The organism is Methyloceanibacter methanicus (assembly GCF_001723285.1).
GTDB lineage: Bacteria > Pseudomonadota > Alphaproteobacteria > Rhizobiales > Methyloligellaceae > Methyloceanibacter > Methyloceanibacter methanicus.
Map to the genome: position 1 here is coordinate 20,514 of NZ_LPWG01000002.1, position 25,645 is coordinate 46,158.

The window sequence follows — 25,645 nt, forward strand, 5'->3', positions numbered from 1 at the left end:
AAGATGGTCGCCTCCGAGAGTTCGGGTTTCGCAGGGCCTCGGAGCCGGAACGAGAGGGAATAGCCATGGACGCGATGCCGAATGAGGAGAAAAAGCCCAAGAAAGACAAGAAGAACAAGAAAAATGGCCATGCCGCCAAGCATTTATCCGATGAGGAACTTGCCGACGCCGATCTTACCGTCGGCGATGTGAAGGCGAAAACCCGGAAGATCAAGAACGACCTCTACGAGAAGGAACTCGCCAAGCTCCAGATCGAGCTGGTGAAGATGCAGGAGTGGATCAAAGCCGAGAAGCTCCGCGTGGTGGTGATCTTCGAAGGCCGCGACGCAGCCGGAAAAGGTGGCGTTATCAAGCGGATAACCGAAAGCCTCAATCCACGCCTCTGCCGCGTCGTCGCGCTCGGCACCCCGACGGAGCGTGAGAAGACGTCCTGGTACTTCCAGCGCTACGTGCCGCATCTGCCCGCAGCCGGCGAGATGGTCCTGTTTGACCGCAGCTGGTACAACCGCGCCGGCGTCGAACGCGTCATGGGGTTCTGCTCGGACACCGAGTATCAGGAGTTCCTGCGCAGTTGCCCGGAATTTGAGCGAATGCTGGTCCGCTCTGGCATCATTCTGATCAAATACTGGTTCTCCGTCAGCGACGCGGAACAGGAGCGGCGCTTCCAGAAGCGCATGACCGACCGCACCAGAAGCTGGAAACTCAGCCCGATGGACGTGGAGTCGCGCTCGCGCTGGGTCGAGTATTCCCGCGCCAAGGACAACATGTTCGCGCACACCGATATCAAACAGGCGCCCTGGTACGTGGTCAAAGCGGACAACAAGAAGCTCGCGCGGCTGAACTGCATCACGCACCTGCTGAGCCAGATCGAATACGGCGATCTGACCCCGACGCCGCCGTCGCTGCCGCCGCGCCCGAAGGCCGGCGACTATGTGCGGCCGCCGCTCGAAGACCAGACTTTCGTGCCCGACTATTTCTAGGCGCTACTCCAGCTCGACACCGACGGTGTCGAGCTTCACCCCCTTGGTCTCGATCCGGAACATCCAGGTCATCGCCGCGCCCAGAAGCGAGGTGGCGACGAGCCCGTAGAGAAGCGCCTGGGTCCCGATATCGGCAAGCAGGATCGGGAAGAGAAACGCCGTCGTGCACGCGCCGATCTTGGCGAAGGACGCGGCGAACCCGGCGCCCTTGGCCCGGACCTTGGTCGGGAACACTTCGCCCGCGATCAGATACGTCTGCGCGTTCGGCCCGAGATTGGTCATGAAGTTGAACAGCATGAAGCCTGCGAAGATCAGAACGAGCTTCATTGGGCCATCGAACCCGGCCGATTGGGCCGCAATGAAGAGGCCGACCGCACAGCCGATAAAGCCGACGACCTGAAGCCGGATCCGGCCGACCTTGTCCGACAGCAAGATGGCGGCCGCGATGCCCAGAAGAAGCAGGACGTCGATCATGGCCGCGCCCTTTGCGGCGAGCAGATCGTTGTTGACGAGATCGGCGACGCTCTGGGCATGTTCGCGTTTGTGCCCCAAAGACGCGGCGAGGATCGTCGGCGTGAAGATGCCGATGCCGTAGGTGCCAAGATCCTGAAGGAACCACGGGACCGAAGCCAGCACGAGGGCGCGGCGGGTTCTCTTCTTGAACAAGACACCGTAGCCGGACCCTTTCTTCGCCTCCGACTCCGTCTTCGCCGGCGGCAATGTGAACGCCGGCGGATAGGGCGGGTGCCGCTCGAGAAGCCGTTTGAGCTCGTGCTCGGCCCTTTGGCGCTGGCCTGTCTCGGCGAGCCAATGGGGACTCTCCGTCACGGAGAAGCGGCCGATCAGAACCAGCAGCGCCGGGAGGATGGCAGCGCCGTACATCCAGCGCCAGGCGCCGAGATCCGGATCGAGGCTCAACGCGAAATAGCCGACCGCGGTCCCGGCGAGCGCCCCCGCCGCCTGGAACCCGAATGCCCCGAGCACGAGCCGTCCGCGAACGCGCGAGGGCGTGCTTTCGGAAATCATCACATGGGCCGTCGGATAGTCGCAGCCGAGCGCGAGCCCAAGCCCGAAGAGGCAGACGATGAACCACGTGAATCCGGGCGAAAGGACAATGAGCACGAGGAACAGGGTGAACAGCCCGATCTCGAAGATGAACATCGGCTTACGGCCGAAATAATCGGCCATGGCACCGAGGGCGCTCGCCCCGATCAGAATACCGAACAGCGTCGCCGCGCCGACCATGCCGTGCTGGGCAGCGGTGAGGCTGAACTCCTTGGCCAGCAGCGGGAGTGCGACGCCGGTCATGAACACGACCAAGCCCTCGAAGAACTTGCCGGCGATCGAAAGCCACCAGATCCGCCACTGCATGCCGCTTATGGGACCGTCGGGCACGTCCGTACCATCGGCCCAGAATGGCGTTTCGTCGATATAGTCCTGGACCGTACGCGCTTGGCCGGCCTGGATCTTTTCCGCGATGACTGCCTGGTCCATCACTGCCCCTCTGCGAGCGATCGGCATTGGAGCCTAGATCAGCAACGTTCAAGGCGTGTGACAGCGGCCGAGGCTCATCGGCCAGCGAGTCAGACGAATGCGAATCCATTCATCCGAATACGGAGGGGTGTGTGCTTGCGGCCTAAGCCGCCCATTGGCGCATTTCGGCGTAGTCCGGATAGAAGCGTTCGGCCATGCGGCCCACATAGGCCTTGACGTTGTCGTGGCGCTCGGCCGCCGCGAGGAGCGGCGTTTCGAAGAGGGGCACAGCGCCCCGGCCAGAAACGCAAACGCCGTCGCGTCCAGTCCGCTCGGCTCCGTGCCCATCATGTAGGTCTTGCGGCCGAGAAAATCCGCCGCCGCATCGAGCGATCGCGTTCCGAGCTCAACGATCTCCGCATCGGTATGGCGGCCGATGCCGTGGCCCATGATCTGCGCCTTGAGCTGGCGGCGCGCGACCCGTGGCACGATGAAGCGCATGGGGATCGGCAGGCGGTCGAAATAGACGCGTGGACCGCGGTTGAAGTTCGCATCGTCCACCCAGCGCGCATGGAGAAAGGCCCAATAGACGTGGTCCTCGAACATCCGTTCAAAGGCCCAAGCGATCGCACGCTGCTCGGAATCCAGACCCTTGTCGAAGTCGATCCCGTATTTCCGCTCGATATGGCGGCGGATGAAGGTCGAGTCCGCGACGATCTCCCCATCGTCGTCGATATAGGGGAGCTTGCCCTTCGGCGCCTTGCTGAAACCGCTGGTATCCATACGGTAGTCGAGCCCGGCGAGCTTAAGCAGCATCTCGGCTTTGGTCACGAACGGACTCATGTCCGGCAACCCGAAGGCGGGACCGAAGCTGTACAGCGTGATCATGGGGCTTCTCCCTGTGCTCTGCGGCAAGCAATGGCCGCGTAGGCCTAGCCTGACGGTGGCAGCGCCGTGGCGATGCGTCGACCGCCGATATCGACCAGAAGGGTAACACGGAGACGATCCGGGGTCCCCGTTCCATCGTGAATCTCGACCCGACTAGGCGAGGGGCGCACGGAAGGCGAGATCCAGTACGAATGGGAACACGACCACGAACATGACGGACAGAAGCACTGCCGTTGCCGCTGCGAAATTGAGTGGGTTGATGAGTCCTGTTTCCATGGGAACCGCCGATCAGCTAGCTTAACTGAAACCGCGCGCAGCATAGCCGGGCCTGAAGACACGCATGTAACGGCCGCGCCATTCGGTGGTCCCGCATGGTTGCGGGGCCACGCCCCGCTTAGAGCAGGTTCCGGACTTTCAAGAAGCGCAGGATGCCGTCGACGACCACGTCCAGCGGCGGATCGGCACGGGTGGCCAACACGCGGTCGCGGGCAAGTTGGTAGTTGCTGCTCTCGTAACGCTTGAACTCCATCCGCGAGATGTTGTCGACGGAGCCGACGAGGAAGTCGAGAAGCGGGTAGAGCGGATCGGCCCGCGTGCAGCGCCGGATGACCTGCGGCACGAAACTCGTCAGATCGTACATCTCGAAGCAGGTACCGAGGCGCTGCGCGATGATGTCGGTGATCATCGGCATGGTCTCATGCGCGTCCCGCACCACATGGAAAGTCTGACCCAAGGTCTCCTCCTGGCATGCGATCGCGATCATGTTGTCGGCGGAGATGTCGGCCGGCATGAAGCTTACCTGGTTGCCTGCAGTCACCCCGAGCCCGTGCTTGACGATGAAACTGAGCAAACGGAGCGCGATATCGAGATTGCCCCCATTGCCGTTCAGCGCGGGCGTCACCAGCGAGGGCCGGAACACTCGCGCGCGCAAGCCCTGTTGCATGGCCTGGAACACTTTCTGTTCGGCCGCCCATTTGGTTTGGCTGTAGCCGAAATCGAGACGGTCCATGCCGTCATTGTTGTCGCTCTCGTAGAGGAAGTCCTTGACCGCCCAGCCGAAGATGAAGGTGGTCGAGATGTAGTTCAGCACCTTGTCGCGCCCGGTGAAGCAGAGATCGAGCACTTCGGATGTGCCCAACACGTTGGCGGCGCGCATGTGATCGTAGGTCAGCAGGTAATTCACCAGCGCGCCGTTGTGGTAGACGGTCTCCACGCCATCGGCGAGCCGGCGCCAGGCCTCCTCATCGAGGCCGAGGCGCGGCGCCTCCAGGTCCCCGAGGACCACGTGAACCCGCGCCTCGTAGGCCTTGCGGCTTTCGGGATCGACGATGTTCTCGAAAAACGCCTTGTCCAGACGCGCCCGTGCGTGCCGACCGTCGCGGCCGCGCGCCAGCACATGCAGGTCCTCGTCCGTTTGCTTCAGCAGGGCCGCGATCAGGAACGGGCCGAGAAAGCCCGTCCCGCCTGTGAGCAGTGTCCCGAGCTTCTGACAGGGCGGCGTGGCCACGCGGCGGTCGACGGCCTTGTAGCTCCGGTCGGCCAGCATCTTCTCCTTTTCGGCGGCGACCCGAGCCTCATACGCATGGGCGAAGAACTCCGCCATGGCGCGGGTGGCCGCCGCCGGAGCGCTCACGAATTGGCGCACGAGCGCGAACAGGTCGCGGATGGATATCGACGATAAGAGGCGCGGATTGACCCGCTCGGCCAGTTCCGGCGCGTTGCGATCGGTGAGCGAATCCTTGATCCAGTTCAGGAATACGACAAGGTCGAGCGAGTCGATGCCCGCGTCGAACAGCGTGTAGTCCTCCTCGCCCGTGATGCCGTAGCGGTCCTTCAGGAGTTCCAACTCGTAGACGTCGGACTTTCCGTCGGCACTGACCGCCGTCATGGCGTGACGCGTATCGACCAGGATGGGGAGTTGTCCCGTCTCCAACAGCTCGCGGGTGCGGGCGCGGCGCACCTTGCCGGAACTCGTGCGGGCGACCGAACGCGGCGGCACGAACACGACACGCGCCACGGGAACCTGCAAACCTTCGCGAATGACCCTCACGATCTCGATTTCGTCGGGCATCTCTTTGCCGCGCGCGATCTCGGCCACGAGGGTGATGTCCATCTCGGCCCCGCCGCCGGAGGAGAAGGCCACGACGCCGTTCCGGCGCAGCTCCGGATAGACCTGCAGCGCCAGCGCCTCGATGTCCTCCGGATAGATATTCTGTCCACGGACGATGATCATATCCTTGAGGCGTCCGCATACGAACAGCTCGCCTTCATGCATGAAGCCGATATCGCCGGTCCGCAAGAACGGCTCTTGCACGCCGGGCGCATCGCCGAGGCGCGCGTCGAAGACCTCGCGGGTCTCCTCGGGTTTTCGCCAATAGCCCATGGCGCGGCCGGCGCCCGCGCACCAGATTTCGCCCGTTCGTCCGGCCGGCACCTCGATACCGGTGTCGGGATCCACGATGCGAATATCCGTATCGCCGAGCGCACGCCCGCAACTCATGAGCGGCAGCGCGTGACTCACCCCGCTCGTCTCGGTCACGAGGGACGCCTGGCCTTGCGCGAGACTGCGGCGATCGACGGAGAGCGACCGGCGGCCGCGGCTCGAGACGGCGAGCGTGAATTCCGCGAGGCCGTAGGCGGCAAACAAGGCCTCGTCCGCAAGACCGCAGCGTGCGAACTTTCTCCGGAACGCCTCGAAGGTCTCCGGCGAGACGGGCTCGGCCGCGACCATCAGCATCCGCAGCGACGAGAGGTCGTAGCGCTCGATCTCCGCCGGTGGCACGTGCCGCTCCTTGAGGCAGAGTTCCAACGCGAAGTTCGGGACCGACGTGGCGGTCGCCTTGTGCCGGGTCAGCAGTTCCAGCCAGACCGACGGGTTCTGCATGAAGGACCGCGGCGACAGGCCCCACGTGGTTCCCCCGGAGAGCACCGCGTAGATGTAGTAGCCGATCAGCCCCATGTCGTGATGCTGCGGCAGCCAGGTCACCGCGACCTGATTATCGTAGTCGACCACGGCGCGGCAGTTCGCGATCAGGTTCTGGTGTGAAACGCAGACCCCTTTGGGATTGCTGGTCGAGCCGGACGTATATTGGAGAAAAGCGATCGGATGAGGTCGTTCCGGCGCGGTTGCATCGGGATCGGTCTCGATGCCCGTGGTCTCGATGACCGGAAGCTCCTCGAGCCGCTCGACGGCCTCGCGCGGCATCGGGTCGGCGTGGCGCTGTGCACCCTCGGCAAACAGGTCTCGTGTGCGCCCGCACGCGAGCCATGCCACCGCGCCGCTATCGTTGACGATGTGGTCGATCCGCCCGACCCACGCCACGAAGTCGAAAGCGCTGAGGGGTGGCGTCGGAATGGGAATGAGCCCCACTTTCGAACAGGCGAAGAGCGCCGCCACCAATTCGAGACCGGGCTGGTAGGACAGAACGACCCGCTCGCCCGGCGACAGACCGTCCGTCCGGGCCAGAACGGACGCCAGCGTGTCCACGCGGGCGGCGAAACCTGAATAGCTGTAGTCCTCGAGGGTCTCGCCCCGGGAATCGACAAAGGCGAACAATCGGCGCGCCGGCTGGCGCTCGACCCAATCTCGCAAGATGGAATTGATGTTGACGGTCGGGGCGATATTGATGTTCACGGTCTTTGCTGTTCGCGCGCCGGATGAACGGGAACACACCCTCATGTTTAGGCGCGCCGCACCCCATGCACGGTGCGCTTCGATGCAACGACAAGCCGGCGACGGCGGCTTTCCACCCACAACTCCGCAACGCGCGACCGGCCCACGGGAAGCGCCTCTTGCGAGCCAATATTCAGGAGAGCCCCCCGGCCGATCCGACCCTGGGCAAATAGGGGACGGGTGCCTTTTTTGCAAGCAAAACCGGCCCCCTGAGCGCGCGCCGGGCGCCGCGTTTCGCAGGCAACGCATGGGCTTCCGCCGTTTCTCTTGCGCCCGTCATTTGTACGAAACTTGCATGTGCCAGCACTGGGCTTTGCGTCCGACGCAACGAAAAATCCGGGGGGAACATGGACAAGGTGGATATGTTGGTGATCGGCAGCGGGCCTGCCGGGCGGCGCGCGGCCGTTCAGTCCGCGAAGTTCGGAAAGTCCGTCCTGGTGGTCGATCGGGGGCGGCGGCTGGGCGGCGTCTCGGTACACACCGGCACGATCCCGTCGAAGACCTTGCGCGAGACCGTGTTGAATCTCAGCGGCTGGCGCGAACGCGGCTTTTACGGACGCTCTTATCGGGTGAAGCAAGACATCAGCGCGGTCGATCTCACGGAGCGCCTCTACAAGACGCTCGACCACGAAGTCGAAGTTCTCGAGCACCAGTTCATGCGCAACATGGTCGACTTCGCCCTCGCAGGCGCGCGCTTCGTCGGCCCCAACGAGGTCGAGCTGACGACCGAGGCCGAGGAAACCTGGACGGTGGGTTTCGACAAGGCCGTGATCGCGGTCGGCACCCGGCCCTTTCGTCCGAGCCACGTGCCCTTCGACGGCAAGCGGGTCTACGACAGCGACGACATTTTGGAGATCGAGCACCTGCCGCGTTCGCTGACCGTGATCGGCGGCGGCGTGATCGGCGTCGAATACGCGACCATCTTCTCGGCGCTGGACGTGCCCGTCACTCTGATCGAGGGGCGCGACACCATCCTCGACTTTCTCGACAAGGAAGTGGTCGAGGACTTCATCCACCAGATGCGCGACCGCGGGATGATCGTCCGGCTGGGTGCGGCGGTGAAGGATATTGCGCTCAGCGATCATCGGGTCGCCATCTCGCTCAATGACGGGCGCAAGGTCACGTCGGAGTTCGTCCTGTTCGCCGCGGGGCGTTCCGGCAACATAGAAAGCCTGAACCTCGCCGCTGTCGGGCTCGAGGCCGACAAGCGCGGGAGGCTGAAGGTCAATCCGGAGACGTTTCAGAGCGCCGTCCCCAACATCTACGCCGCGGGCGACGTGATCGGCTTTCCGAGCCTCGCCTCGACCTCGATGGAACAAGGGCGCCTGGCCGCGTGCCACGCCTTCGGCATGCCCGCGCCGCCGCCGCCCGAAGCGTTTCCCTACGGGATCTACGCCGTGCCGGAAATTTCCACCGTCGGCCAGTCGGAGGAAGAGGTGCGGACCAGCGGTACGCCTTACGAATGCGGCGTCGCGCGGTTCCGGGAGACCTCGCGCGGCCACATCATGGGCGTCGACAAGGGGTTCCTGAAGCTCATCTTCGCCCTGGATACGCGCAGGCTGCTCGGCGCGCACATTATCGGCGAAGGGGCGACCGAGCTGATCCATATCGGCCAGGCCGTGATCAATCTGAAAGGGACCGTCGACTTCTTCGTGGAGAACACGTTCAACTATCCGACCCTCGCCGAAGCCTACAAGGTGGCCGGACTCGATGCGTGGAACCGCATGAGCCAGACCTGACCGTCCACGACGGACCGGCCCGTGCTTTCGGAGCCCGTTGCGCCATCGCGCGCGGGGGGGGGGGGTGACACTCTAAGTGCTTGACAATTCGGGCGCCGTGCCCCACGTCGAGGGCACCGCTGCGCTGCCGCGTGAATCAGCCGCGCCCGACAGTTCGGGCTCAGCAGCACACATTCCTCTGACCAGTTCCCCATCACGCAGGGTTCTCCATGCAAGACCGCGCAAGGGCACGACGCCCGGTTGCGCCGAGGTTTTGCAGCACCCTCGTTCGTCGCGCTCGCGCGCGGCCACGCAACACTTCCGCGCGGCCATTCACGGCCGGTCGCGGCAATAAAGGATTCGAATTGCTAGACTTTGAAACGCTCGGCCTCGCGCCGGCTTTGAACGAGGCGCTGTCCCGCGCCGGATTTACCAAACCCACACCCATCCAGGACCAGGCGATCCCGCTGGCGCTGGAAGGCCATGACATTCTCGGCCTCGCCCAGACGGGCACGGGCAAGACGCTCGCCTTCGGCCTGCCGCTGATCGAGCACCTGCTGGCCGCGCCCGGCCGGCCCGCGCCGAAAACCGCCAAGGCCCTTATTCTGGCGCCGACACGCGAGCTCGTGAATCAGATCGCCGACAATCTGCGCGGTCTCACGGCCAAGACGAAACTGCATGTGACGACCGTGGTCGGCGGCGCCTCGATCCACAACCAGATCAAGATGCTGGGCCGCGGCACCGACATCCTCGTGGCGACGCCCGGCCGTCTCATCGACTTGATGGACCGTAGGGCGGTCGACCTCAGCACCGTGCGGCAGCTCGTGCTGGACGAGGCCGATCAGATGCTCGACCTCGGTTTCATCCATGCGCTCCGGAAGATCGCGCCCCGGCTGGGGACGCCCCGGCAGACCATGCTGTTCTCGGCCACGATGCCCAAACAAATGGAAGAGCTGAGCCGCTCGTACCTCACCGATCCCAAGCGCGTGCAGGTGGCGCCGCCCGGCAAGGTCGCCGACAAGATTACCCAATCGGTGCACTTTCTCGAAAAGTCGGAGAAGCCCGCCAAGCTGCGCGACATCCTCTCCAGCGACCTCGACGCCACGACGCTCGTCTTCGCGCGCACCAAGCATGGGGCCGAGAAGCTGTCGAAGGGCTTGATCGCCGACGGCTACAACGCGGCCTCCATCCACGGCAACAAGACCCAAGGCCAGCGCGACCGCGCCATCAAGGCGTTCCGCGAGGGCCGCGTGACGGTTCTCGTGGCGACCGATGTCGCCTCGCGCGGCATCGACATCAAGGGCGTGGCCTACGTCATCAACTACGACCTGCCCGAAGTGCCCGACAGCTACGTGCACCGCATCGGCCGACCGCGCGTGCGGGCCGCGAGGGCGAGGCGATCGCCTTCTGCGCGCCCGAAGAGGTCGGACTCTTGCGCCAAGTTCAAAGGCTCATGAAGTTCGACATCCCCGTCGCGAGCGGGACGCTCCCGACCGGGGGGCGCGAAGACAAGCCGGTCCGGCGGCCGAACCCGCACCGGCGCGGGGGCCAAGGCCAAGGTTTCGGTGCGGCCAAATCTGCGAGCGGCAAACCGGCGCGGGGCAAGCGCCGCAGGCCGCCCCGTCGCCGCGCCGCTTAAGACGCGCCGCAGGTCGTCAGGTGCGCCCCTACCCGGGCGCGCCCACGCCCGCCGCAGCGCTCGACGAGCGCCAGGCGTCGTAGCCCCCATCGACGCTGTAGACTTCGGCGAAGCCTTGCGCGGCGAACACCCGCGCATAGAGCCGGCTGGAATTGCCGTGATAGCAATAGATGACGAGCGGCGCCGACTTGGAGAGTTCCTCGACAAGCCGGGGCACGTCCTTCTCGTTCACGTTGCGCGCACCATAGACATGGCCTTGCCGGAAGGCGTTGGGGTCGCGCACATCGAGGAGGGAGACATCGTCCCGTGCGGCGAGCAAACGGGCTTCGGCGATGCCGATACGCTGATAGGTGCTCACATCCGCCTCCTTTAGCGCCGCGCCAGCGAACGCAGCATGCCTTCGACATCTTCGTCGAGTTCGATTTCGACGGCGGGCGCGCCGAGCTGGAGCATGTTGGCGATGAAGGGCTCGTCGTTGCGCTCTTCTTTCAGCGCCTCGGTCAGGATGGGCTGGCTGTCCTCGATATGGGCGAGAAAGGCCAGACCGTCGGTCGATGCCCAGGTCCAGACATCGCGTGTCCACAGGGCGAGCGGATACATGATCTCGTTCTTGAAGTTCGAGCCGCGGGCCAGTTCGAGAAAGCGCAAGCCCGTTTCCCAGCACTCGGAGGCGCGTTTTGGCGGGGGCGGAATATCGCCCTCGAGCAGTTTCTTGGCCGAGGCGCCCACGAAGTCCTCCAGCGTGATCGGGGCCGCGACCGGATTGCGGAAGTGACGAAGCGCGAAGCTGCCGGGGAACTCGTCCCCCATATCATTCTTCAGGCCGGCTTCGATCTTGTCGACGGACGCGCCGTCGCCCTTCATCGCGGCGGTCGCGCAAAAGGCCATGACGGTGTCGTTGCCGATTCTGTGCACGGCGCCATTGGCGAGATCGGCTTCGGTGAGCTGTGGGGTGATCCCGTCGTCGGGCATCTCCGCCTCGCCGATGCGTAAGGCCGAGATGAAGGTCGTGATCTCCAGCCAGCGCCGGTAGGTGGCCAGGAACCCGTCAGGATCGACATGCACGATCGCCAGGTTGAGCGGCAGCTTACGCTTCGCCAATTCCGTCATGTCCGTCATGGGGCTTGCTCTCCTTCCGTCCGAAATCCCTGCACCGGGCAGGGCCACACGCGCGGCAACCCGCGTCTTGGACAAGACGAAGCAAGTTTCGCACCGACTTTGTCAGCGCGCTGAAATCTCTTCGGAATCAGAGTGTTGATGGTCAGAGACGCCCGCAGGCGCACATCACACCGGGCCGTTTGTCGGGCCCGAAACGCGCGGATTGTCAGATTGCCGCCAAGGGGATGTGAACGCGGCGCCGCGCATCGGCGACGCCGCCGAGAGGATCATAGGGCGGCGAGATCGAAGGCCGGCGCATAGGTGAGTTCGCCGTAGGGGGCCTCGCTCGCGAACACGAGGCGCTGCACATAGCGGACCGGCAAGCCGCGATAGGTGATCGTGCCGTCGCTCTCGAACCCGAAGCGCCCATAGAAGGCCGGGTCGCCGAGAAGGGCGCAGCCTCTTGCCGCCCGCGCGCGGAGCGCCGCCAGACCTTGCGTGACGAGGGCGCTGCCGATACCCCGGCGTTGCCGGTCGGGGCGCACGGCGACGGGACCAAGCCCGTACCAGTCATCGTGGCGTCCGCCGATCGCGACGGGCGAAAAGGCGATGTGCCCGACGATCTCCCCGTCCTCCTCGGCGACAAGGGACAGGGTGAGATCGCCGTCCTTGCGCAGCTGCCGGATGATGTCCGCTTCGGTATGGGACGCATGCGAGGCCTCCGCGAACGCCGTTTCGGTGATGCGGTGGATCGCGTCTTCGTCAGCGGCGGTTTCGGGACGGATGATCATGGATGCGCCGTTGTCCGAGGTTCAGGTTTCAGAGCGTAGGCTAGCCACCGAAAAGTGCCGTGGCGGCCGGTGTCGCCATGGTCAGTACTGGAGGGACCACGTTGAAGACGTTTAGCACTCTGTTCTTGAACGCGCTTTGCCTCATTGGCCTGGGATTCGCCGTCGCGGGCGTCATCTCGCTCGGCATGAACGCGGCCTATTACGACTACGTGGATGCCGACGGCGTGCTGCACGAGAGCTTCTACCTGCCGCTGGGCTTCATTCTCGGCTTCGTGGGTCTGCTTCTCGGCTTGGCGGGCTTCGTACGCGGGCTTATCAAGGTGCTCCTCCGGAGACCGTCATAGGCTGGCAGCCGGCTTCGCAAGCCCACTGAGCAAGGTCCGGGAGGACATCCGAAAGCTGGCGGAGAGAGAGGGTGTACACCCTCTGAAAAAAAACAATGGGTTGATCTGGCTAACCCCCCTAAGGCCCCCCTTTGATTCCCTTAGTGAATTTTGGGGAGTGGCTAACCGATCAGGGCCCCCAGACAAGCGAAGGCCGCCGCTCATCAGCCACGATGAGACGACGGCCCAAAAAACGCTTGATCCGCGTACCCCATTTATAGCGAGCCTCGTTCCGAACCTCAACGAAAATGAGGTCCGGCATGGGTAGCGTTGCACCGATTCGCTCCGGCGACACCGTTCTTGCCGAGCTTCCCGGCCGTGACGTTCAGCTTGTGCTGCGTCGCGTCGAGGGGGTCCTATTCCTTCTCCTAACAGATCACCACGGCTGCGATGCGTTCCGTGTCGCGGTGGTGAGTGACGCGTGTGCCGCCGACCTGATCGCCGATTTTTTCGCGAGGCTCGCGGAGGAAGGCGGTCATGGATGACCTCGATTTCTACGGCGGCGACGAGCGGGTCGTGGTGACGCACCAGAACGGCATTGCTGTCGAATCCATGGTGACGGGTGACCTCCTAGTCACGGTCCAGCGCGACGACAACACGCACATGGACGAGTTCTCGTTTGAGGTCGCGCGGCACGCCGTTACGGCCCTGGCCGGAGCCATGCTTGAGCGGGCCGGAACCGGCCTCGTCGTGGCCGCTCCGGAGGACCTGAAATCCAGCAAGACCGGCGCGTCACGGAACGCTGAACGCCAGCGTCGCTACCGCGAGCGCAAGCGTGACGCAGAAAGCGTAACGGAAAGCGTAACGCCAAGCGTAACGCCAAGCGTAACGCGTGACGCGCCCGAATAAATCGAAGCACCTTGTTCGGTTCCGTCACGGGACCGGCCATATCCAAGCCCGTAACGAACGGGACCGGCCGTCGCCAGCTAGCCAGGCTGTACAGCGGGGAGAACCGGTGGAGTGATGCACTGATCCGCGGTGTGGCAAAGGGGTCGCGCCCTACCTGCCCGTTGCTCAGTGATCTGTAAAAGGGCCTCAGGCCGTGTTCTGAGGTCCAGGAGAGGGCTCCGGCTAGCGCCGACCCTCAGGCGTTGTTGCGGTTGATGGATCGGCCGTGACGACTTGGCCCGCGCCGTTAAGCGGGACGTAAGAGCCGACCGCACGACCCCGGCTCACCTCGAAAGAGGCTGTCCTGATCCATCCTGTCCGAAGCGACGACTCGTCTCGAAGCCCAAGGCAGGCTTGGCCGCGTCAGGCCAAGCCTGTCCTCACTCCGATCTGAACTCAAGCCCAAGGCCCGGCGCGAAGGGCTGAAACGGATCGACTCGCAAGAGAAAAGTCGACCAGAAAAAAAAGGGACACGCGCCGCAGGCGCCCGCTGGCAAGCGGAACTGTGGATGGGGCACGGAGTCGGCGGATCGTGGCCAAGGAAAAGGCCCGAGCGTTGGGCACGGGCCTTGGTGGGCTGTGTGATCAGCCGTTGTCCTGGCGCGGTAAGAAGGGGCCGGGGCGATCAGGATAGCGGGTCCAGGATTGGGCCGCAACGGTGCACCGGCGTCACCTCGTCACGAAGCAGGCGCGCCATGATCGCGGCGGAACTGGCGAACATGCGCCAAGGATCACGCACCGATCTGAAACCTTCCGCAAAATTGCGGAATGTAGAAACCAGCACAGCAGTAAATCCGCAAATTTGCGGAATAACGAAATCAGCCAGCCCGCGTCGTGATAATCCGCAAAATTGCGGATCATCGATCAGCCAACCCGAAGCCGCCAAGCTTCTCAACGTATGTGGCCTAAATTTGGGCAATCCCGCAGGCACGTAAAATGTGCACAATTGTCGTGGCGACCGAGCGCCACGTAGCGCCGGTGCCGGTACTTGGTAACGCAGCACGGAACGGAAGGTGGTTGGCATGACTGACGATGTGGTGAAGGCGAGGCGAGACGTGTTGGGTGCCAACATGGTGTTGGCCGATGACGCGTGCGGACATCTCGTCAGCGCGGTACATGCGCTGCGTGAGTTGTGGTTCGGCGGTCCTGGTCTGACCGGCACAGCCCCGAGCCGTTCCGTAATGGAAGGCGTTGGGTACCTGATTGAGCGGATCGATGCGGAGGCGGAACGGGTCCGGCACCACATCAGGTTTGATTAGGGTGAGGCGGAACACCCTTGAGGCAGCGATAGAGGCTGTACTGCACGTGGCGCTGCGTCACGGTGATGCGGATCGTCTCGATGCAATCGGGGCGGCGATTGATTTGCTCGATGACATTGATGGCGACGCAGACCTTGAGCCTGATCTGGCTGGGGCGCGCCGGGGTGTTCGTGGCAGATGTTCTTGAGCCGCGATGACCGGGAGTGCGACTGGTACGAAACAGGCACGGAGTTCCCGGCGGGCTACACCGCTATGGCAGATCGGGCCCATCCCGGCGTTGGGTTCGTGATCATCGAGTCGTGAATCAGTTGCGCTGATCCGGGCCTGATCCGGTCAGGTCCGGATCGTCGCGATGTCCCGGCTTGTCCTGGCTTGTCCCGGCATGACGATTCACCGGCGGTGCGACGGGGCCTAACGTCTGGGGATGATGTTTCGATCCCCACTCGCCGATCTGGTCCCAATGGCATGTTTGGTTCAACGCGGAGTTAACGCGGGCCTAAGTACTCCTGTCGCGCTGTGCCAAAATGGGACAGTCGCGTCATGAGTTCCAGGTCCGGCACAAAAGCGGTGCGATTCCTGGAATCCTTGGAGGTTCCTGAGGGTCCCAGGCTGGGCAAAAGCTCGCCCTGGCGCCGTTCCAAAAGAAGTTCGTGAACGGATCGCTTGCCGATGACATCAACGTGGGCGTTCTGTCCGTTGGGCGCGGCAACGCGAAAACGGCACTATCCTCCGGCGTGGCGCTCGGCGCCTTGCTGGGGGAGTGGGATGACCAACCTCGCCGCGAGGTCCTGATCGCGGCGCGCACCGCTGACCAGGGCAGGATCGCGTGGAGCTTCGCGGCGGCGCTGTCACGATCCCTGCCCGAGGACGTTCAGCGCGATCTTATTTTTCGACGCAGCCCCAGGCTTGAGATCAGCTACGAAGGTGACGGCGGATCGCACATGCTGCGGGTCCTCCCGGCGGACGGCAAGTCCAGCCTCGGGTCGGCTCCCAATCTCGTGCTCATGGATGAGCGTGGCCATTGGGAGCGCGACAAAGGCGACGAGTTGGAACACGCGCTCCTGTCCGGCCTGGGCAAGCGTGGCGGCCGTGCCTGATCATCTCCACGTCGGCACCCGACGATGCGCACCCGTTTTCCAAATGGCTCGACGAGGAACAAGCAGGCGTGTACCGCCAGGAGCACAGGCCCGCACCGGGCCTTCCCGCAGACGACGTGAAGAGCCTTCTCGTCGCGAACCCCGGCGCCCGGTATGGCATTGGATCGGACCTCGATTGGCTCGTAGCGCAGGCCCGGCGGGCCATCGCGCGCGGCGGATCAGCCCTTACCACGTTCCGGCTCTACAATAGAAATGAGCGCGTCTCGGGCGAGACCCGGGACCTCTTGCTCACGGTGGATGAGTGGCTCGGATGCGAAACGTCCGAACTGCCGCCCCGCGAGGGCGCCGTGGTGATTGGGATCGATCTGGGCGGCTCGGCGTCCATGACGGCTGCAGCATTTTATTGGCCCGACACGGGACGCCTTGAGGTTCTTGGATGGTTCCCGTCCCGTCCCGGCCTGCTCGACCGTGGCCAATCAGATGGCGTGGGGTCGAGATACACCGAAATGCAGGACCGTGGCGAGCTTGTCACCCTGGGCGACCAGACCGTCCCCGTCGCGGCGTGGCTCGCGGAAGTCATGAGGCACGTCGAGGGTGAAACCGTAACAGCACTGACCGGGGACCGATTCAAGCAGGCCGAACTGGCGGAGGCGATGGATCGGGCCGGGGTGCGGGTCCCGGTCGTGTGGCGCGGCATGGGATTCAGGGATGGCGGCGAGGATTGCGAAAGATTTCGCCGGGCCTGTTTCGACGGCAAGGTGAAATCTGTTCCATCCCTCTTACTGCGCTCGGCATTTGCGGACGCCGTGACGCTGAGGGACCCGGCGAACAATCTCAAACTCGCGAAAGCACGTTCGACCGGCAGGATCGACGCGGCGGCGGCGGCCGTGCTGGCCGTTGCGGAGGGGGCTCGGGTCACGGCCCGGCCCCAGAAAGAGTCGAGGGCGCCGGTGTGGGCATGACCAATAGAAAGGACTGGTTCCGTCCGTCCCGCCTCGTGACGCGCGACAAGCGCTGGCCCGCCCTTCGTCTCGCGGCGAAACGGAGAGACCGCTGGAAATGCGTGTCGTGCGGTGCGGCGGGACCTCTTGAAGTCGATCACGTCAAGCCGGTCCGGAACAATCCAGAACTGAGCTTTGAACTGAGCAATTTGCAAACGCTTTGCAAATCGTGTCACGCGCGAAAAAACGCGCGAGGACATCGGACTACCCCCCGAAAATCCGGAGCGCCGGAAGTGGCGCGCCCTTCTTAGTAATGGAGTTAATTGATGTTGGAATCTGTGAAAATCAGCCGACGCCAGTCGGAAATCCGGCAGGCCCTTGCCGATCTTGTCGGCAAGACCGAGCCGACCGAGGACGAGACCCGCTCGATGGAAACCCTCGATGCGGAGTATAGAACAAACGAGACCAGATATCGTGCCGCATTGGTCTCGGAAGACGAAGAGCGTCGCGAAGCCGGAGCCGATCTTGAGACCCGAACCGACCAAGAGCGTGCCGACCTGATCGACGCGTTTGAGATGCGCCAGGTCGCTCTTGCCCTCGACGAGGCGCCCGCTGGAGGGTGCCACGGCTGAACTCGTGGAAGAGATGCGTGGCGAGGGCGGGTATCGCGGCATCCCCGTGCCGTGGCTCGCCCTTGAGCGACGCGCCGGTGAAACCGTGGCCGCCGGGACTCCTGATCCGATCACCACGCGGCCCATCATCGACCGCCTGTTCCCGGACAGCGTGGCGGCCCGGATGGGTGCTCAAATGATCAGTATCGACTCGGGCGCGGTCGAGTGGCCCGTCGTGACCTCCAGCGTGGCCGCCGGTTGGGCTGACGGTGAAACCGCAAGTGTTGCGGGACCGACCGTCTTCGCCACGACGGACAAGGCGCTGAAGCCCGAACAGAACCTCGGCATCACCATGCGGATCACCAGAAAGACGCTCAAGCAGTCCGGTGCCGCGCTGGAACAAGCGGTGCGCCGAGACATGAATAGTGCGGTCTCCTCCGCGCTCGACGCGGCGATCTTTCTTGGCACTGGCGCCAACGGCCAGCCCCTTGGCGTGATCACTGGTCAAGCCACGTACGGCATCACCGCGACGGACGCGGATGATCTTGCATCGTGGGCCGCGCTGCGGGCCGCCGTGGTGCGCTTCATGACCGCCAACGCGGCGGGCGGTCCCGGTGCGGTCCGCGCCCTGATCCGACCGGAGCTTTGGGACTTCCTCGACGGTGCATATATTGACACCGGGACCGGCATTACCGAGTGGGACCGCTTGGTCAAGAACGTGCCTGCTGGCAACATCGCCATGACTACGAACGCAATCGCCGCGCCGAGCGGCACGCCCGCTGAGACGCAGGCGCTTCTCACGACCACGCGGGCGGCGTGGCGCCGGTATTCGTCGGGGTTTGGGGCGGCGTGGACCTGATCCGCGACCCGTACAGCGACGCCGCATCCGGTGGCCTCCGGTTGACCGCACTGACGACCGCCGACGTGACGGTTGCGCGCCCCGCCCAGCTTGAGCTGGTCACGGGCCTCGAACTGGCGGCGGCCTAGCCATGAATTACGAGGGCGGAGCTATCGGCACGTTGGAATGCCGTGAAGACGGTGGCGCTGGGCTCCGCCTTCACGGCCGCTTCCCGTACAACAAGACCGCGATTCTGTCCGACGGCGGACGAACCGGGCGGCCCAAGAAGGAGCGTTTCGGTCCGAAGGCGTTCAATTACCGGGTCGCGGCCCCGGGCAAGGAAATCCATTTGCTTGTCGGCCATAATTTCGGAAAACCATTGGCGTCTAAGCTGACCGACACCCTGATTTTCCTGGACACGGCGGAGGCGCTCGAATTCGACGCGTTAATCGCCCCAGCGATTGCGGCGACAAGCTACGGCCGCGACATCATCGCCATGATCATGTCGGGCCTCGCGTTCGGGATTTCGCCGGGGTTCCGCATCCCGCCGAAGCGGGCCGTGGCTGTTCCTGTGACGACTGAGATCGAGACGGTCCGTAGACCGATCAGTGGCGAGCCCGTAACGATTGAGGACGAGCCGAACGACGGCACGCTCGACGAGAACGGCGACCCCCGGTACGGCGCGATTATCCGATTGATTTGGGAGGCGCTGCTCTACGAAATCTCAATCGTGACGCGCCCGGCCTATAAGGAAAGTCAAGTTGAAATGCGCGATTGGACCGCGACCGAAACGCACCTGCGCGACGCCCCGGACGCCGGGGTGCAACGTGTACTGAATAGATGGAGGGCATAGCGATGCGTGCCGTTACACTTGAACAATACGAAAGCCCGCTCGCGGGCCGTGGGGTGAAGCCGAGCGGCCTGAGTGAAGAGGCCGCAAAGCTTGATTCGGAAGAGGTTTGGCTCCGAATTGAAGCGTATACTGCGTATCGGTTCTGGCCCCGTGAGTGCATCTGGACCGTCGAGGGCCCGGGCGATTGGCCGGTGCCACTTTACCCGGCGACAATCGCGAAGGTCGAGTCGTGGCTAGACGACGCCTGGACCGAAACCACAGCATACGGACCGTCACCACACGGATTGAGCCTACCGGCCGGAACGCTGTACCGCATCACCGGCGAGGTCGGGGACTGGGACGGAACGCCAGGAATCGCGGCTGACCCTATTGCGTTCGACGAAGCCTATCGACGCCTTGCCGAATATTTGGCGACGGGCGGTTGCCCTGGTTGGGAGGACTGTTCGTATGGACGGATCGGCGGCGGGGGTGTTTCTCTGATTCCGCCTCGTCGAGACAATTGGCTCGGAAGGGCCATGCAATTGAGCGGCGCGGCGGACATGTTGCGCGGATATCGGAGATCGCCGGGATGCTAGATCGAATCAAAAATTTCTTTCGACGCGAGACCAGAGCGTCCGGGTCCGGCTTCACCGCCGAGATCATGGCGGCTCGCGAGTCCTTTATCAGTGGACGGAGCGGTGTTGGCGAATTGACGGCGACGGTTCAGTCGTGCGTGTCGCTGTGGGAGGGCGGGCTTGGCCTCGCGGATGTGACGGGTACGGACGTTCTCACCCGCCGCGTCATGGCTGTGGCGGCCCGGAGCCTTGCGCTACGAGGCGAAGCGGTGTTCCTGATTCAGGAGGACGGACTCGTGCCGTGTGCGGATTGGGACCTTTCGACTCGCAACGGACGGCCCCGCGCGTACCGGGTCTCGATCAGTGAGGCGGGGGGCGGCACGACGCGGACCGCCCTTGCTGCGGAGGTTCTGCATTTCAGGATCGGCACCGATCCAGTCGCCCCGTGGATCGGAACGGCGCCGCTCCGGCGCGCCGCGATCAGCACACGGACATTGCAAGCCATTGAGGCCGCCCTGGCCGAAGTTTTCGAGTTCGCTCCGCTCGGATCGCAAATTGTTCCGATGCCTGAAAATCCGGCCACTGACAATGAGGCGCTTCAACGGTCGTTCCGGGGCCAGCGGGGCCGGGTCCTGCTCCGCGAGTCGGTTTACGTCACGGCGGCGGCCGGTCCGGCGCGGTTTCAGGATTGGCGCCCGACCAGCTTGCGCCCGACCTGGAACGGGCCGCGACCCACGAACACCTCGTTGCGGCACGGAACTCTGTACTGACAGCATACGGCGTATTGCCCGGCCTGGTCGAACCAACCGCAGCGGGTCCAACGGTTCGAGAGGCGCAACGGCATCTCGCATCCTGGACCTTGCAACCCGTCGCCGCCCTCATCGCTGAGGAAGCCTCCAATAAGCTCAGCGCCGAGGTTGATCTTGACGTGATGCGGCCATTGCAGGCGTTCGACGCCGGTGGGCGGGCCAGGGCGATGAACAGCGTCATCCAGTCGCTCGTCATGGCCAAGGAGGCCGGAATCGATCCAGCCGCTGCGGCGCGTCTCGTGGACTGGTCTGTTGACGGATGATTTTGTGGATTCGCGGGTGCCGTTTCCTATGGCGGCCCCGCGAGCGTCGCAGTTTTTCTCTGTGGCTGCGACAGGGGTGGCCCGATCCCCGCGAAAAATTTGGCCATGGCGTCGGCCTCACATTGTGTCGCTTGTGAGGCGCGGCACCGCCACTTCGTGGCGCGTTTCGCATGCGCGTCGCGACCCGGCCCGGCGCCGGCTCCTGTACCGCCGGACGGGCGGGGCGTTTCTGAGCATGGGCGCCCCGCCCATTTTCATCCCTGGGTTGTCACGATTTTCATTGATCGTATCTGGTGGCAACATTATAAAAGTAGCAGATGGCAACAAGAGGCCCGTTATGGCTGATCAACTTTTCCGGTCCGAACCGATAATCACGGTTTCCGAGCTTGTCGAAATGACAGGCATCGGGACCCACCAAGTCCGAGACTGGCGGATTCGCGGCTACTTGGAAAAGATTGGCGATCAGGCTCCGAATCGGCGCTGGTTTTTCACAGTTTACGATGCGCTGATCGTTGCGATCTTGATGAAGGTCTATGCCGTGGCCGACGTGCACACGTCGCGCGCCGTGGCCGAGACCGTGGTCCAGGATGTTGTGTGGTGGTCGCTCCACGAACTCAAACTGTTCTCCTATCCGAAGCTGCGTCGATTCGTCTTCGTCACGAAGGACGGCGACGTGTGGGTCGGGACGCGGATGCGCGAGGTCAAATCGCTCGCCGAGCCGGTCGGGATTCTCGTGGATGCGCAAGACATGGCCAAAAAGTTGTTGCCCAAGTTCCGCAGCGCTGTGAGGGAGCTGCATCGCCAAGTTTCGGAGAAGTAATGCGATGACGAAACCAAATGATCAACGTTCCGTTCGGGGTCGCGCGGCGATTGCGCACCGCCTTGGAAGGTCCGAGCGCACCGTGTCCAGATGGGTGGCGCGCGGCATCCTTCCGGTCCGCCCCGGCCTGTTCCCGAATGATGCTCTTGAGGTCAGGTCGGCCGATCTGGCCCGGCTCACCCGCGATGACGAGGACTAGCAAGTGGCACGAGGCCCATTAAAGTTTAAGCAAGGCGACGTGGCCCGTGCCCTTCGTGCAGCCATTGCGGTTGGGATCGAGGTCAACCGGGTCGAGGTCTGTCCGGACGGGCGAATCGTGATCGTTGTTGCGGCTGAGCACGATGGCGACGAGTCCGGCGCTGGCCCCAATCCGTGGGACGATGAGGTTGTGCATTAGTATGAAGCGAAACGGACTCCCAAAAGGTGTGACCTCGTTCCGTGACCGGCACGGCAAGATCAGGATCAGGGGGCGCCGGAAAGGCGTGACGTACTATTTCAAGTCACGTCCCGGAACCGAAGAATTCACTCTTGAATATTTGGCGTGGCACGAGGGCAGGGAACACCGCCTCGAAATCGGTGCGTCCCGGACCAAGCCGGGGAGCGTTTCAGCACTGGTCGTGAAGTTCTATCGCAGTGCGGAATGGGCAAACCTGTCGGATGCGACCAAGGCCACCTACAAGGGCATCATTGAACGGTTCCGCGTCGAGCACGGCCATAAGCCGGTAGCTCGCCTGGAACGCCGTCACGTTCGGGATATTGTCGCGAAGAAGGCGAAGACGCCCGCCGCCGCTAACAACATGCTCCGCATGATTCGCGTCTTGATGCGCTTCGCCATCGAAGAGGAATGGAGACGCGACGATCCGACGCTCGGCATCAAGTCGATCAGGACTCGTTCCGGCGGGTTCCACACCTGGACCGAAGACGAGATCGCCCGGTTCGAAAAGCGCTGGCCCGTCGGGACACGCGAACGGCTCGCGTTTAGCCTATTGCTGCACACCGCCCAGCGCCGGGGCGACGTGATTCACATGGGGCGCCAGCACGTCCGCGACGGCAAGATCAGAGTCGTTCAGCACAAGACCGGAGCCACGCTGTCGATCCCGATTCACCCCGACCTAAAGGCAGTGCTCGACGCCCACAAGTCTGACCACATGACGTTCCTCACGACCGCCAAGGGCGAACCCTTCACGGCGGCCGGGTTCGGGAACTGGTTCCGAGAAGCGTGTGACGCCGCAGGGCTCCCGAAGGGATGCGCGGCGCACGGGCTCCGCAAGGCGGCTTGCCGGAGGCTCGCAGAGGCGGGTTGTTCGGCCAACGTGATCGCGTCGATCAGCGGACACGCTACGCTCAAAGAGGTTTCTCGATACACAAAGGCAGCGGATCAGGAATTGCTCGCCGAAGCCGCGATGCGTGCCATCGCCGGACCAGAACGCGAACAAAAACTGGCTAACCGGGGGAACGGGTTAGCCAAAACTGGGCGTAAGTCTTTGTAATAGGAGAACAAAAAAATGCGCATGGCGGAGAGAGAGGGATTCGAACCCTCGAGACGGTTACCCGCCTACACGCGTTCCAGGCGTGCGCCTTCGACCACTCGGCCATCTCTCCATCAGGGCGCTGAAAGCGAAGCGCCGCACTATAGCGAAGCGCGTTTTCCGTTCAAGCGAGCGAATAGGGCTTTCGGTCCCCAAATCGCAAGCGCTTGTTCGGGCCATTTGAACCCGATAGACGGATCGCGTATCTAAGCGGAAACGTCCTTACGCTTCTGGAGCGGTGACGCCCATGCGCTTTGTCTTGCGAACACTCGGGATCTGGCTGCTTCTGCTGGCCATGGTGGCCGCCGTCGTCGACGCCACGAAGAGCCTCGCGGGCGGCGGGGCCTGGGCTGTCACGCCGCTCGGCGAACAATGGCGCCAGCTCTTTCCGGAAATGCTCGACGGGTTCCGGCAATGGGTGATCGGCACCGTGGGCGAATGGCTTTGGGACCCGATCCTGCTGTCGGTCCTTGCGGCCCCGACCTGGGTCGTGTTCGGCATCCTGGGCGTGTTCCTCTATTGGCTGGGGCAGAAGCGCAAAGAGGTCGAGGTCTTCATCAACTAGCCCTAGCGCGGATGTGATGGGCACCCGCGCTGAAATCGCCCCGAGGAGCCCCCATGTTTGGGTTCATGCGCAAATCTCTCTCGATCCCCACGGCCCAAGAGGCCATGGCCGGCCGCGATCATGCGATCCCGACGGCCGCCACGCATTTCGTGACCCATGCCCCGTTGAAAGGCCCCTACCCGCAAGGTTCGGAGAAGGCCCTGTTCGGGCTCGGCTGCTTCTGGGGCGCGGAGCGGAAGTTCTGGCAGCTTCCCGGCGTGCTCGTGACGGCCGTGGGCTATGCGGGCGGGCCGACGCCCAATCCGACCTATGACGAGGTGTGCACCGGAAAGACCGGGCACACCGAGCCGGTGCTCGTGGTGTTCGACCCCGGCCAGGTCACCTACGAAGACCTCTTGAAGGTGTTCTGGGAGAGCCACGACCCGACCCAGGGCATGCGCCAGGGCAACGACGTGGGCACCCAGTACCGCTCGGCGGTCTATACCTTCTCGGACAAACAGGCCGAGGCGGCGGAGCGCTCGAAGGACGCCTACGAGTCCGCACTGCGGGCGCAAGGGATGGGGCGGATCACGACCGAGATCGCCCCGGCCCCGCCGTTCTATTTCGCGGAGGCCTATCACCAGCAATATCTCGCCAAGAACCCGGCCGGCTATTGCGGGCTCGGCGGCACGGGTGTCGCCTGCCCCATCGGGACCGGCGTCGAAGCTTAGCCCGACAGCGTTCCAAGCGCGCGATGCGCAAAGTCGGGAGCCGTCATCCCGAGGTGCCCGGCGCGTGCTTCGAGGCGCGCTTCGCGCACACCTCAGCATGACGCTCCGGGCCTCGAAGGACGACGACCGGCGCCCCGGCCCGCCGCGCTAGCTCCGGATGAAGCCGACAATGTCCTTGGTCTTGGCGAGGATCGGATCGGCCACGTCGTGGGCGCGGCGCGCACCGTCGGCCAGAATACGGTCGATCTCGACGGGGTCCGACAGCAGCCGGCGCATCTCATCGCCGATGGGCGTGAGCTTCTCGGTGGCGAGCTCCACCAGCGCGCCCTTGAAGGCCGAGAACTCTCCGCCGCCGTAATCGGCCAGCACCGCGTCTTTGCCGATGCCGGCCAGCGCCGCGTAGATGCCGACGAGATTATCGGCCTCGGGGCGCGTCTCCAGCCCTTCCACTTCGGATGGCAACGGCTCCGGATCGGTCTTCGCCTTCCTGATCTTCTTGGCGATCGTGTCCTCATCGTCCGTCATGTTGATCCGGCTGAGATCGGACGGGTCGGACTTCGACATTTTCTTGGTGCCGTCGCGGAAGCTCATCACGCGGGTGGCGGGGCCTGCGATCAGCGGCTCGGGCAAGGGGAAGAAGCCGTCCGGATAGCCTGCGCGTTCGATGGTCTTGGCGAAATCGTTGTTGAACTTCTGCGCGATGTCGCGGGCGAGCTCGATATGCTGCTTCTGGTCCTCGCCCACGGGGACGTGCGTGGCGTGATACAGCAGCGCGTCCGCGGCCATGAGATTGGGATAGACGTAGAGCCCGGCGGAGGCCTTCTCGCGATCCTTGCCCGCTTTCTCCTTGAACTGGGTCATGCGATTGAGCCAGCCGATCCGGGCGACGCAGTTCAGAATCCAGGCAAGTTCGGCGTGGCCCGACACCTGGCTCTGGTTGAAGATCGCGCTTGCGCGTGGGATCGATCCCGCGGCGATATAGGCGGCCGTCACTTCCCGCGTGTTGTGGGTCAGCTCATCCGGATCCTGAAACACCGTGATGGCGTGCAGATCCACCACGCAGAACAGGCATTCGTGGTCCGCCTGCATCTCCACGAAGCGCTTGATGGCGCCGAGATAATTCCCGAGATGGAGATTGCCCGTCGGCTGGACTCCGGAGAAAACGCGGGTCTTGTGTCTTGGTGTGTCTTGCGGTGTTTCTTGCATGTCCTCGCCCTAAACCACGCGGGGTTATGGCTCGCGGCAGGCGCACACGCAAGACCGGC

General features: G+C 63.9%; 30 protein-coding genes and 1 tRNA gene. 22 read left to right on the plus strand and 9 right to left on the minus strand.

Annotation, left to right across the window (positions count from 1 at the left end; all coding sequences use genetic code 11):
• The first annotated feature begins 74 nt into the window (after window positions 1–74).
• Entirely contained in the window at window positions 75–980 is a 906-nt protein-coding gene (gene ppk2 / locus AUC68_RS00715) for a polyphosphate kinase 2 (protein ID WP_083240309.1), read from the plus strand.
• Window positions 981–983: 3 nt separating this feature from the next.
• Here ppk2 and AUC68_RS00720 read toward each other — a convergent pair whose 3' ends face one another.
• The 4 genes from AUC68_RS00720 to AUC68_RS00730 form a co-directional block, all read right to left on the minus strand.
• Window positions 984–2,474 (minus strand): MFS transporter, encoded by a 1,491-nt coding sequence (locus AUC68_RS00720; protein ID WP_069435897.1) that lies wholly within the window; start codon window positions 2,472–2,474, stop codon window positions 984–986.
• Between the two features lie 48 nt (window positions 2,475–2,522).
• The gene (locus AUC68_RS00725; protein ID WP_342027170.1) at window positions 2,523–3,341 is read right to left on the minus strand and encodes a glutathione S-transferase family protein; all 819 of its coding nucleotides are present in this window, start codon (window positions 3,339–3,341) and stop codon (window positions 2,523–2,525) included.
• Window positions 3,342–3,494: 153 nt separating this feature from the next.
• Window positions 3,495–3,617 (minus strand): hypothetical protein, encoded by a 123-nt coding sequence (locus AUC68_RS18035; RefSeq protein ID WP_280138493.1) that lies wholly within the window; start codon window positions 3,615–3,617, stop codon window positions 3,495–3,497.
• Window positions 3,618–3,735: 118 nt separating this feature from the next.
• On the minus strand, window positions 3,736–6,975 hold the full coding sequence (locus AUC68_RS00730; RefSeq protein WP_158008188.1) for an AMP-binding protein: 3,240 nt from the start codon (window positions 6,973–6,975) through the stop codon (window positions 3,736–3,738).
• 386 nt (window positions 6,976–7,361) lie between these two features.
• Here AUC68_RS00730 and sthA point away from each other — a divergent pair, with 386 nt between their 5' ends.
• Both sthA and AUC68_RS00740 read left to right on the plus strand, forming a co-directional pair.
• Window positions 7,362–8,753, plus strand: coding sequence for a Si-specific NAD(P)(+) transhydrogenase (gene sthA, locus AUC68_RS00735; RefSeq protein WP_069435898.1), 1,392 nt, complete (start codon window positions 7,362–7,364; stop codon window positions 8,751–8,753).
• Window positions 8,754–9,097: 344 nt separating this feature from the next.
• On the plus strand, window positions 9,098–10,189 hold the full coding sequence (locus AUC68_RS00740) for a DEAD/DEAH box helicase (protein WP_342027175.1): 1,092 nt from the start codon (window positions 9,098–9,100) through the stop codon (window positions 10,187–10,189).
• 210 nt (window positions 10,190–10,399) lie between these two features.
• Here AUC68_RS00740 and AUC68_RS00745 read toward each other — a convergent pair whose 3' ends face one another.
• The 3 genes from AUC68_RS00745 to AUC68_RS00755 all read right to left on the minus strand — a co-directional run bounded on the left by AUC68_RS00745 (window position 10,400) and on the right by AUC68_RS00755 (window position 12,260).
• Window positions 10,400–10,729 carry a thiosulfate sulfurtransferase GlpE gene (locus tag AUC68_RS00745; RefSeq protein ID WP_069435899.1) on the minus strand — a complete coding sequence of 110 codons (330 nt, stop codon included), beginning with the start codon at window positions 10,727–10,729 and terminating at the stop codon, window positions 10,400–10,402.
• Window positions 10,730–10,740: 11 nt separating this feature from the next.
• On the minus strand, window positions 10,741–11,490 hold the full coding sequence (locus AUC68_RS00750; RefSeq protein ID WP_069435900.1) for a hypothetical protein: 750 nt from the start codon (window positions 11,488–11,490) through the stop codon (window positions 10,741–10,743).
• A 266-nt stretch (window positions 11,491–11,756) separates the two neighbouring features.
• Window positions 11,757–12,260, minus strand: coding sequence for a GNAT family N-acetyltransferase (locus tag AUC68_RS00755; protein WP_069435901.1), 504 nt, complete (start codon window positions 12,258–12,260; stop codon window positions 11,757–11,759).
• A gap of 101 nt (window positions 12,261–12,361) precedes the next feature.
• Between AUC68_RS00755 and AUC68_RS00760 the strand changes: the two genes are divergently transcribed.
• From AUC68_RS00760 to AUC68_RS00805, 17 genes are all read left to right on the plus strand, one after another.
• Entirely contained in the window at window positions 12,362–12,604 is a 243-nt protein-coding gene (locus tag AUC68_RS00760) for a DUF3955 domain-containing protein (protein ID WP_158008189.1), read from the plus strand.
• 299 nt (window positions 12,605–12,903) lie between these two features.
• Window positions 12,904–13,128 (plus strand): hypothetical protein, encoded by a 225-nt coding sequence (locus AUC68_RS00765; RefSeq protein ID WP_141701023.1) that lies wholly within the window; start codon window positions 12,904–12,906, stop codon window positions 13,126–13,128.
• On the plus strand, window positions 13,121–13,492 hold the full coding sequence (locus AUC68_RS00770; RefSeq protein WP_069435904.1) for a hypothetical protein: 372 nt from the start codon (window positions 13,121–13,123) through the stop codon (window positions 13,490–13,492). Before AUC68_RS00765 ends, AUC68_RS00770 begins: the two co-directional genes overlap by 8 nt.
• Window positions 13,493–14,226: 734 nt before the next feature.
• A complete protein-coding gene (locus AUC68_RS16235; RefSeq protein ID WP_141701024.1) occupies window positions 14,227–14,466 on the plus strand; it encodes a hypothetical protein in 240 nt (79 codons plus the stop codon).
• 87 nt (window positions 14,467–14,553) lie between these two features.
• Window positions 14,554–14,790 carry a hypothetical protein gene (locus AUC68_RS00775; protein ID WP_069435905.1) on the plus strand — a complete coding sequence of 79 codons (237 nt, stop codon included), beginning with the start codon at window positions 14,554–14,556 and terminating at the stop codon, window positions 14,788–14,790.
• A gap of 650 nt (window positions 14,791–15,440) precedes the next feature.
• Window positions 15,441–15,887, plus strand: coding sequence for a hypothetical protein (locus tag AUC68_RS17030; protein WP_204376940.1), 447 nt, complete (start codon window positions 15,441–15,443; stop codon window positions 15,885–15,887).
• Between the two features lie 68 nt (window positions 15,888–15,955).
• Window positions 15,956–16,849 (plus strand): terminase TerL endonuclease subunit, encoded by an 894-nt coding sequence (locus tag AUC68_RS17035; protein ID WP_204376942.1) that lies wholly within the window; start codon window positions 15,956–15,958, stop codon window positions 16,847–16,849.
• The gene (locus AUC68_RS18490) at window positions 16,846–17,139 is read left to right on the plus strand and encodes an HNH endonuclease (RefSeq protein WP_425283202.1); all 294 of its coding nucleotides are present in this window, start codon (window positions 16,846–16,848) and stop codon (window positions 17,137–17,139) included. Before AUC68_RS17035 ends, AUC68_RS18490 begins: the two co-directional genes overlap by 4 nt.
• A gap of 15 nt (window positions 17,140–17,154) precedes the next feature.
• On the plus strand, window positions 17,155–17,460 hold the full coding sequence (locus AUC68_RS17275) for a hypothetical protein (protein ID WP_244500324.1): 306 nt from the start codon (window positions 17,155–17,157) through the stop codon (window positions 17,458–17,460).
• Between the two features lie 13 nt (window positions 17,461–17,473).
• Window positions 17,474–18,298, plus strand: a complete 825-nt coding sequence (locus AUC68_RS17280) for a phage major capsid protein (protein ID WP_244500341.1) — start codon at window positions 17,474–17,476, stop codon at window positions 18,296–18,298.
• Window positions 18,289–18,426, plus strand: a complete 138-nt coding sequence (locus tag AUC68_RS17285; RefSeq protein WP_244500325.1) for a hypothetical protein — start codon at window positions 18,289–18,291, stop codon at window positions 18,424–18,426. The genes AUC68_RS17280 and AUC68_RS17285 overlap by 10 nt, the downstream gene beginning before the upstream one ends.
• A gap of 2 nt (window positions 18,427–18,428) precedes the next feature.
• Window positions 18,429–19,130 (plus strand): HK97 family phage prohead protease, encoded by a 702-nt coding sequence (locus tag AUC68_RS00790; protein ID WP_069435906.1) that lies wholly within the window; start codon window positions 18,429–18,431, stop codon window positions 19,128–19,130.
• Window positions 19,131–19,698: 568 nt separating this feature from the next.
• Window positions 19,699–20,454, plus strand: a complete 756-nt coding sequence (locus AUC68_RS00795) for a hypothetical protein (RefSeq protein WP_204376944.1) — start codon at window positions 19,699–19,701, stop codon at window positions 20,452–20,454.
• A gap of 89 nt (window positions 20,455–20,543) precedes the next feature.
• Window positions 20,544–20,756 carry a hypothetical protein gene (locus tag AUC68_RS17040; protein ID WP_204376945.1) on the plus strand — a complete coding sequence of 71 codons (213 nt, stop codon included), beginning with the start codon at window positions 20,544–20,546 and terminating at the stop codon, window positions 20,754–20,756.
• A 337-nt stretch (window positions 20,757–21,093) separates the two neighbouring features.
• Window positions 21,094–21,576, plus strand: a complete 483-nt coding sequence (locus tag AUC68_RS00800) for a MerR family transcriptional regulator (protein WP_069435907.1) — start codon at window positions 21,094–21,096, stop codon at window positions 21,574–21,576.
• Window positions 21,577–21,814: 238 nt separating this feature from the next.
• Entirely contained in the window at window positions 21,815–21,973 is a 159-nt protein-coding gene (locus tag AUC68_RS16900) for a hypothetical protein (RefSeq protein WP_162273571.1), read from the plus strand.
• Between the two features lie 85 nt (window positions 21,974–22,058).
• Entirely contained in the window at window positions 22,059–23,066 is a 1,008-nt protein-coding gene (locus AUC68_RS00805) for a tyrosine-type recombinase/integrase (RefSeq protein ID WP_244500326.1), read from the plus strand.
• A 22-nt stretch (window positions 23,067–23,088) separates the two neighbouring features.
• On the opposite strand, the gene AUC68_RS00810 is transcribed toward AUC68_RS00805, so the two are convergent.
• A tRNA-Ser gene (locus AUC68_RS00810) sits at window positions 23,089–23,178 on the minus strand.
• 174 nt (window positions 23,179–23,352) lie between these two features.
• Between AUC68_RS00810 and AUC68_RS00815 the strand changes: the two genes are divergently transcribed.
• Both AUC68_RS00815 and msrA read left to right on the plus strand, forming a co-directional pair.
• Window positions 23,353–23,670: a hypothetical protein gene (locus tag AUC68_RS00815; protein WP_069435909.1), complete on the plus strand. Its 318-nt coding sequence runs from the start codon at window positions 23,353–23,355 to the stop codon at window positions 23,668–23,670.
• A gap of 53 nt (window positions 23,671–23,723) precedes the next feature.
• On the plus strand, window positions 23,724–24,380 hold the full coding sequence (msrA, locus tag AUC68_RS00820) for a peptide-methionine (S)-S-oxide reductase MsrA (RefSeq protein ID WP_069435910.1): 657 nt from the start codon (window positions 23,724–23,726) through the stop codon (window positions 24,378–24,380).
• Window positions 24,381–24,527: 147 nt separating this feature from the next.
• Here msrA and trpS read toward each other — a convergent pair whose 3' ends face one another.
• Window positions 24,528–25,586, minus strand: a complete 1,059-nt coding sequence (trpS, locus tag AUC68_RS00825) for a tryptophan--tRNA ligase (protein ID WP_069435911.1) — start codon at window positions 25,584–25,586, stop codon at window positions 24,528–24,530.
• Window positions 25,587–25,645: the final 59 nt, after the last annotated feature.

Coding starts and splice junctions, on each gene's coding strand:
- AUC68_RS18035 (WP_280138493.1), bottom strand. CDS start 3,617: ATGGAAACAGGACTCATCAACCCACTCAATTTCGCAGCGGCAACGGCA.
- AUC68_RS00765 (WP_141701023.1), top strand. CDS start 12,904: ATGGGTAGCGTTGCACCGATTCGCTCCGGCGACACCGTTCTTGCCGAG.
- AUC68_RS00770 (WP_069435904.1), top strand. CDS start 13,121: ATGGATGACCTCGATTTCTACGGCGGCGACGAGCGGGTCGTGGTGACG.
- ppk2 (WP_083240309.1), top strand. CDS start 75: ATGCCGAATGAGGAGAAAAAGCCCAAGAAAGACAAGAAGAACAAGAAA.
- AUC68_RS00800 (WP_069435907.1), top strand. CDS start 21,094: ATGGCTGATCAACTTTTCCGGTCCGAACCGATAATCACGGTTTCCGAG.
- AUC68_RS00795 (WP_204376944.1), top strand. CDS start 19,699: ATGCTAGATCGAATCAAAAATTTCTTTCGACGCGAGACCAGAGCGTCC.
- AUC68_RS17275 (WP_244500324.1), top strand. CDS start 17,155: ATGTTGGAATCTGTGAAAATCAGCCGACGCCAGTCGGAAATCCGGCAG.
- msrA (WP_069435910.1), top strand. CDS start 23,724: ATGTTTGGGTTCATGCGCAAATCTCTCTCGATCCCCACGGCCCAAGAG.
- AUC68_RS00750 (WP_069435900.1), bottom strand. CDS start 11,490: ATGACGGACATGACGGAATTGGCGAAGCGTAAGCTGCCGCTCAACCTG.
- sthA (WP_069435898.1), top strand. CDS start 7,362: ATGGACAAGGTGGATATGTTGGTGATCGGCAGCGGGCCTGCCGGGCGG.
- AUC68_RS00725 (WP_342027170.1), bottom strand. CDS start 3,341: ATGATCACGCTGTACAGCTTCGGTCCCGCCTTCGGGTTGCCGGACATG.
- AUC68_RS00815 (WP_069435909.1), top strand. CDS start 23,353: ATGCGCTTTGTCTTGCGAACACTCGGGATCTGGCTGCTTCTGCTGGCC.
- AUC68_RS18490 (WP_425283202.1), top strand. CDS start 16,846: ATGACCAATAGAAAGGACTGGTTCCGTCCGTCCCGCCTCGTGACGCGC.
- AUC68_RS16235 (WP_141701024.1), top strand. CDS start 14,227: ATGATCGCGGCGGAACTGGCGAACATGCGCCAAGGATCACGCACCGAT.
- AUC68_RS00755 (WP_069435901.1), bottom strand. CDS start 12,260: ATGATCATCCGTCCCGAAACCGCCGCTGACGAAGACGCGATCCACCGC.
- trpS (WP_069435911.1), bottom strand. CDS start 25,586: ATGCAAGAAACACCGCAAGACACACCAAGACACAAGACCCGCGTTTTC.
- AUC68_RS17280 (WP_244500341.1), top strand. CDS start 17,474: ATGCGTGGCGAGGGCGGGTATCGCGGCATCCCCGTGCCGTGGCTCGCC.
- AUC68_RS00775 (WP_069435905.1), top strand. CDS start 14,554: ATGACTGACGATGTGGTGAAGGCGAGGCGAGACGTGTTGGGTGCCAAC.
- AUC68_RS00790 (WP_069435906.1), top strand. CDS start 18,429: ATGAATTACGAGGGCGGAGCTATCGGCACGTTGGAATGCCGTGAAGAC.
- AUC68_RS00720 (WP_069435897.1), bottom strand. CDS start 2,474: ATGGACCAGGCAGTCATCGCGGAAAAGATCCAGGCCGGCCAAGCGCGT.